Genomic DNA, 6,300 nt, shown 5'->3' on the forward strand with positions numbered 1-6,300 from the left:
TCTACAACCAGAGCTGAATGCGCATCATCGACAGGCAAGGGGCTGAAATGAGCGAAATCATTACCTTTCACTTCGATAACGTCGATTTTCGCGCCATTGAAATTGATGGCCAGATCTGGGCTGTGGGTAAAGATGTCTGTAAAGCACTTGGTTACCGGGATGCGGAAAACGGTTTGCGAAATCTCGATGAAGATGAAAAGGGTACACACATTGTGGGGACCCCCGGCGGTGATCAGAGTTTGCTGATCGTCAATGAAAGCGGTCTCTACTCCCTGATCCTTCGAAGCAGGAAGCCGGAAGCAAAGCGGTTCAAAAAGTGGGTGACATCCGAAGTCCTGCCATCAATCCGCAAAACCGGCGCATATCGTCATGCTGACACGACACTGTCAGCCCAAGGCACCGACCAGCATGAACTGATCGAAGCGCTTCGTGACAAAATCAGCCTGCTCGAAGAAAACCGTTCATTGGTTAAAGGGAAACTCACCCACGACAAGTTCAAGGGTGTTGCCCGCCAGCTTTTCGAAAAGACTGATTTCAGTGACGAAACCATTGCCGAGATCCTCGCTCCCGGCATTGGCACCTACATGCCGGAATGGGTCAGTTGGCAAAGGCGATTGCATTAATCCGCCTCTATGGACCTTTTACACGGCTCCGTGGGCTTCACCCATCATAAGAACATAACCAGAATACGAGGCTTCCTTGAGAGCTGGAATTTACGCTCGTCACTCGACTGACAAACAAGGAACGAGCTCAGAAGATCAAATCCGTCGCTGTCAGGAATTTTGCCGTTTCAAGGGATATGATGTCGTTGAGATCTATCGCGACGAGGCCCTGTCCGGAGCACACATCGAAAATCGGCCTGGCATTAATGCCTTGTTGATCGGTGCGCTTGACGGTCGATTCGATGTTGTCATCGCAGAAGATTTAAGCCGTATCAGCCGTGATCAGGCCGATACGGCCAATTTCTTCAAGAAAATGATCTTCCTCGGTGTCCCGGTGGAAACTGTCGCTGATGGGCTCATCAACGAGCTTCATATCGGCTTCAAGAGCACGGTGAATGCACTGTACCTCAAGGATCTTGCCGACAAGACCCACAGAGGCGTTGTTGCCGCTGTCCTTCGTGGTGGGGTACCGGGTGGCAAACTCTATGGCTATGATCTGGTCCACGCGCTTGATGAATCAGGTGAACCAATACGCGGAAAAAGAACCATCAATCAGCGGCAAGCTGCAATCATACGCGATATCTTCGCAGCATATGCTTCGGGCCAGAAACTCAAACATATCTGTGAAGACCTCAATCGACGCGGTATCGAAGCACCAAGCGGCGGCAAATGGGCTCCGACAACACTTGTCGGTTCTTTTGTCCGCCAGACCGGTCTGCTGCGTCAGACGCTGTATAATGGCACCATAACGTTCAACAAGATGCAGTATCGCAAACACCCGGAAACCGGCAAACGGCTCTCGGTGATGCGTCCGGAAAGCGAATGGGTAACAGTGCCGATCCCGGAACTGGCCATTGTCGATGAAAACCTGTTTGCCAAGGTACAGCGGGCCCTCGATGCACGTTCGGCGAGGCAACGCGAACGCAAGCTGACGCCGAAAGTCACGACTGCCGAGGAAAAGCGCGAACGGGCGATCAATCGGTCGCGGGAATGGCGACGCAATCAGGCCATCACCAGCAAACGCGCCAATGCGGTCTTTGGTGGCAAGCTCTATTGCGGCAAGCATGGTGAGCCGATTGTTGCGACCTATGCCCGACATTACTCTTGCAAAAAGAAAGGTTGCCCCAACCGGAGCCTCAACTATGACGAGGTTATCGCGTTCGTGATTGACGCCATCAGCACACTTGATCGCAATATGATTATGGCCCATTTCGACAGTGCAAAAATGGCAAAGAAACGCTCAGAACTTGAACGCGAGATCACGCAACTGAATAAGGAACTTGAGGCTGTCCGCATCGGCCTGAACAAGGTCATCGATGCCTTGGGCCCCGATGCCAGGTCTCACGAAATCCGGGCATTTTTTGACGACAAGTCGGAACAGATTCATCGCTTGAAACTAGACATCTCCCGATGTGAGCGGGAACTGGCCGAAACAACACTACCCAAAAGCATCGACCGCATTGTCACTCGCCACAACAAGTTGGTCGCAAAGCTGCAAACCTGGTCACGCGATCCGGAAGCCGTCGTCCCGCTGCGCCAGATCATCGACAGACTGATCATTCACGCCATCTGGAATGAGGCAGAGGAATGCTGGGATCGAAGATGCGAGGTGACGTTTGACTTTGCAGCAATCATAGCTGCGGACAAACGACATTCATAATAAGCCCTGCGAATCAACAGTGAGCTTCTGTTTGCCTGACAAGAACGCGCCGAAAAATTCAGAGACTTGAAACACCTTAGGTTGAACATTACTATAACCTAAGATAAAGAATCAAGATCGGACGGTCGCATGATAGAGAGCATACATTTAGCTAATGTTGGTATCTACGATGCCACCGGAACTAAACTTGAGGCACTGAAGAAGCTCAACTTTATCTTCGGCTCAAATGGATCGGGCAAGACAACAATTTCTCGTGTCATTGAGGGGCCAAGCACCTGCCAAATAACATGGTCAGACAATATTCCTCTCGAAACCCGTGTCTATAATAAGGATTTTGTCGAAAAGCACTTCGATGCCGAAAGCAACATAAAGGGCATATACACGTTTGGAGAAAATGTTGAGGTCACAGACAAGATTAAACTTCTCAAAAGCGATGCTGATGAGATCAAGTCTAAGCTGACTGGACTGCGGAAGACTCTCTTTGGTGACGATAACGAAAGCGGAAAGAAGAAAGAACGTGAAGCGTTAGACGCTCAGCTTGTTGAGGATGTTTGGAACGCCAAGAAGAAATTTGATGACTTGGAAATGGCTTTCGCCGGTCTCAACAATAACAAGAAGAACTTCTGCGCTCAATATCTCACAGAAGCGTCAAGCAATGTCGCAACAATGAGGGATATTGCAGAGCTCCGTGAAGCTGCGACAACCGTCTTTTCAGGATCGTTAACCAAGGCGGAGCTGTTACCTCCTCCTCAAGACAGTTCGACGTTTCCAATGATGGAAGGCTCTGCAATCCTTAAGAAGAAGATTATCGGTAAAGAAGATGTGGACATTGCGGCGCTGATCGAAAAGCTAGGCAACAGCGACTGGGTTCAGCAAGGACGGCAATATTTCAGACAACTAGAAGACCAGTGCCCATTCTGCCAGCAAAAGACAAATGCAGCCTTCAAGCAGGGCCTTGAGGCGTATTTCGATGAGAATTACATCGCCGACCTCGCCGCCATTGACAAGCTACACGCTGACTATACAGGTGCTGTAAAGGAAGTTCTGAACGCTTACAACGCCGCTGAGTATATTGAATCGCCTTTTCTTGACCGCGAAGCCTTTGAGAGGGATGTCGCAACTCTTCGCCTTGCTCTGGATGGCAATATTGATCACATCGTGGCTAAGCGAAAAGAGCCCAGCGCCCCAGCAACACTCACTGATACAACCCCACTTTTTGAAGCTGTGACTACCCATATCAGCACAGCGAATAAGAAGATCAAAGCCAACAACGATACAGTCATCAACATTGCCGCACGCAAGAAGGAACTGACATCGCAAGTTTGGAAGAGGCTGCTCGAAGACACAAAGGCGATTTACGACAAGTTCAAAGCGGCCTCTGATGGGCTTGATAAAGCGATCAAATCGCTAGAAACCCAGATAGAAATCCAATCAAAGAGCCTTGCCACAAAACAGGAAGAGATAGAAGAAAACGAGCGCAAGATTACCAGCATCAAGCCAACAATTGATGCCATCAACAAGCTCTTGAAGTCATTTGGCTTTAATAACTTCCACCTCGCCGAAGGGGAGGATAGCGGGTTCTATCAGGTTAAACGAGTAGATGGAAGTGATGCGAAACGAACACTAAGTGAAGGCGAGAAGTCCTTCATCACGTTTCTATATTTCTATTCTCTGATCGATGGATCGTTCAGTGCAAGCGGCGGCATAAATGACAAGGTGGTTGTATTCGATGACCCCGTTTCGAGCCTTGATGCAGACATACTTTTCATCGTTTGTAATTTAATAAAGGCTATTGTTGCCAAAATGCGTACAGGGGAAAGCCCCATCAAGCAGGTATTTCTGCTCACGCACAACATATATTTCCACAAGGAAGTAACGTTCGATAGAAATCGTAGTGCCGACATGGCCAAGAATGATGAAACATTCTGGGTCGTAAAAAAAACGTCGCAACGCTCTGAGCTTGTATATTTTAAGGAAAACCCTATTAAGTCGAGCTATGAACTTCTCTGGCGAGAAGTCAGACAGAAACCGCCTTCTGATACTGCAATCCAGAACGTCATGCGCAGAATACTTGAACACTATTTCAAATTCTACGGCGGCATGAGACCTGAAAACATTATCGAAAAATTCGACGGTCATGACAAAATGATCTGCAGCACATTGCTGTCATGGGTGAATGACGGATCACACTTCGCGGCAGATGATTTGTATATGACCTGTGACCCAGGGCAAGTTGATCGATATCTCTCCGTATTCCAAAGAATCTTTGAGGAATCGGATCACGGAGGACACTTCAAGATGATGATGGGTGACGACTATGTCACCCTATCGCAGCCTGCCACACCCCAGCAAGAAGCGGGAGCTACGCCTGTAGAATCGGTATTCAACTGATTGTAAAACCGTCTAGGAATAAAACCCTCGGCACCTTTCTAACCGTCAGTCATAGTATTCTGACTTGCGTATTTCTGAGCCCCTAACAATGTCAAACAGGAATACACCCGGCAAAATCCTGCCGGTTCATCACATGGACATTCCCCGGTCGATCTTCTGGAAAGCACGCGGAATAGCTGTCTTGAGCCAGGACGGCAATTGGCTTGCGACTTTTCGCGTACGTCCTTTCACGCGGCACAAAAGCAATCTGCTGCGCTCTCCTGAGTTGTCAAAGATGTAAACCCGATCCGCCACACCGATAAACTCGGCAAGCCTTGTAAGGCTTCGCGGATAACGGCGTTTTACATCCTCAGAGGGCACATGATGCCCTCCGGCTGCGACGCGCTGCGCGATCCTGGCAATTGACAGCGACGGATCAGGCAATCCGACATAAACAAAATTTATGCCGTAGCCTTTCGATCTGGCAGCTTTCACCAGTTGCAGCTCGCGCTGCCCGGAAAGGGTCGTCTCTATGATGAAAGAAGCTCCACAGGAAAGATGATTTTCCTGCTGCAAAATAGCTTCACGGCCCGCATAAACCCTGCCACGCTCTGGATAAAGTTTATGAATATTATCCGGATTAACCACCGGCAAAGATTGGGGCTCTGCAGGATTATACCGCTCGACAAGTGTACTTTTGCCCGCCCCATTCGGACCCGCAACAATCCAAAGCTGAGCCATCAGATGGCGCGAAGCACTTCAACAGTGCCATCATCATTGACAGACACCAGTTCGCAACGGCCATCGGGCCATTTCCGGACAATATTGCCTTCATGTGCCGGATCACAATAGAATACCGGTCGTCCAGCTTCGAGATGGGCTTTTGCTGCCCGACCATCGTCATTGGCAAGCTGCTTCTCAAACTCCAGCCAGAGCTTGCGGCTATCCGCCCCTCTGGCATTCGTCACCTGCTCAAACGTGATTTCCGGCATGAGGTTTCCTTGCTGCACTTCGTCTGCATGTTTGTAAGACATGGATTCTTATACACCATCGATACGTGTTGAAAAAACGCAATATCGCACTCGTCGAATTATTGCGGCCATTTCCTCAAGATCAGGCCGTGGCCAGAACAATTTGAACGCTCTCTCACATCGCCAGCATCACCCATTGCCATGCTTGGCAAAACGTTGAGGACACGTTCCATAAAGATATTCTCTGCCTTGGTCGCACTCCAGGGCAACATGTAATCCGAATAGGGTTCGGCAAGATCCCCGGCGGATAACCTCACCAGCGACAGGTCAACACAATCGCGATACTCGGTTGCCTTGAGCCTCTGGTCGATCACGTGAACTTCTTCGATTACACTTTCCGGCCAAGGCCATTCCAGACCAGCCAGTAACGTGAACCGTCGCCGGATCGGCAGGACAATCTCGTCTTCAAACCGCTGCCAGACACCAAGCGCACGCATGGTATTCTTGACCGGGGTCGTGATATCGCCGGTATCGAACTCCTCGATGTCGTGGATCAGGGCATAACCGGCGGTCTCGGGGGACGCCAGATCGCAAGCCTGCACGCAGTGCTGGGCAACACTGACATCACAGGCACCGT

General features: G+C 49.8%; 6 protein-coding genes (1 of these 6 running past the window's edge). 3 read left to right on the forward strand and 3 right to left on the reverse strand.

Going from position 1 to position 6,300, the window contains the following annotated elements; translation table 11 throughout:
* Nucleotides 1-47 precede the first annotated feature (47 nt).
* The 3 genes from ACTU44_RS16480 to ACTU44_RS16490 all read left to right on the forward strand — a co-directional run bounded on the left by ACTU44_RS16480 (nucleotide 48) and on the right by ACTU44_RS16490 (nucleotide 4,713).
* Nucleotides 48-623, forward strand: coding sequence for a BRO-N domain-containing protein (locus tag ACTU44_RS16480; RefSeq protein WP_462095974.1), 576 nt, complete (start codon nucleotides 48-50; stop codon nucleotides 621-623).
* Nucleotides 624-699: 76 nt separating this feature from the next.
* Nucleotides 700-2,322, forward strand: a complete 1,623-nt coding sequence (locus ACTU44_RS16485) for a recombinase family protein (protein WP_462095975.1) — start codon at nucleotides 700-702, stop codon at nucleotides 2,320-2,322.
* Nucleotides 2,323-2,451: 129 nt separating this feature from the next.
* Nucleotides 2,452-4,713 carry an AAA family ATPase gene (locus tag ACTU44_RS16490; RefSeq protein WP_462095976.1) on the forward strand — a complete coding sequence of 754 codons (2,262 nt, stop codon included), beginning with the start codon at nucleotides 2,452-2,454 and terminating at the stop codon, nucleotides 4,711-4,713.
* Between the two features lie 129 nt (nucleotides 4,714-4,842).
* Here the strand turns inward: ACTU44_RS16490 and ACTU44_RS16495 are convergent, their stop codons facing one another.
* The 3 genes from ACTU44_RS16495 to ACTU44_RS16505 form a co-directional block, all read right to left on the reverse strand.
* On the reverse strand, nucleotides 4,843-5,433 hold the full coding sequence (locus tag ACTU44_RS16495) for a zeta toxin family protein (RefSeq protein WP_462095977.1): 591 nt from the start codon (nucleotides 5,431-5,433) through the stop codon (nucleotides 4,843-4,845).
* Nucleotides 5,433-5,684, reverse strand: coding sequence for a hypothetical protein (locus tag ACTU44_RS16500; protein ID WP_462095978.1), 252 nt, complete (start codon nucleotides 5,682-5,684; stop codon nucleotides 5,433-5,435). The genes ACTU44_RS16495 and ACTU44_RS16500 overlap by 1 nt, the downstream gene beginning before the upstream one ends.
* Nucleotides 5,685-5,782: 98 nt before the next feature.
* A protein-coding gene (locus ACTU44_RS16505; RefSeq protein WP_462095979.1) for a hypothetical protein crosses the window boundary here: on the reverse strand, nucleotides 5,783-6,300 show its 3' portion. It continues 106 nt past the right edge of the window; 518 of the gene's 624 nt are visible here — the last part of the coding sequence; its start codon lies beyond the right edge, outside the window — the gene reads right to left on this strand; the stop codon is at nucleotides 5,783-5,785.

This window comes from Thalassospira sp. SM2505 (assembly GCF_054901115.1).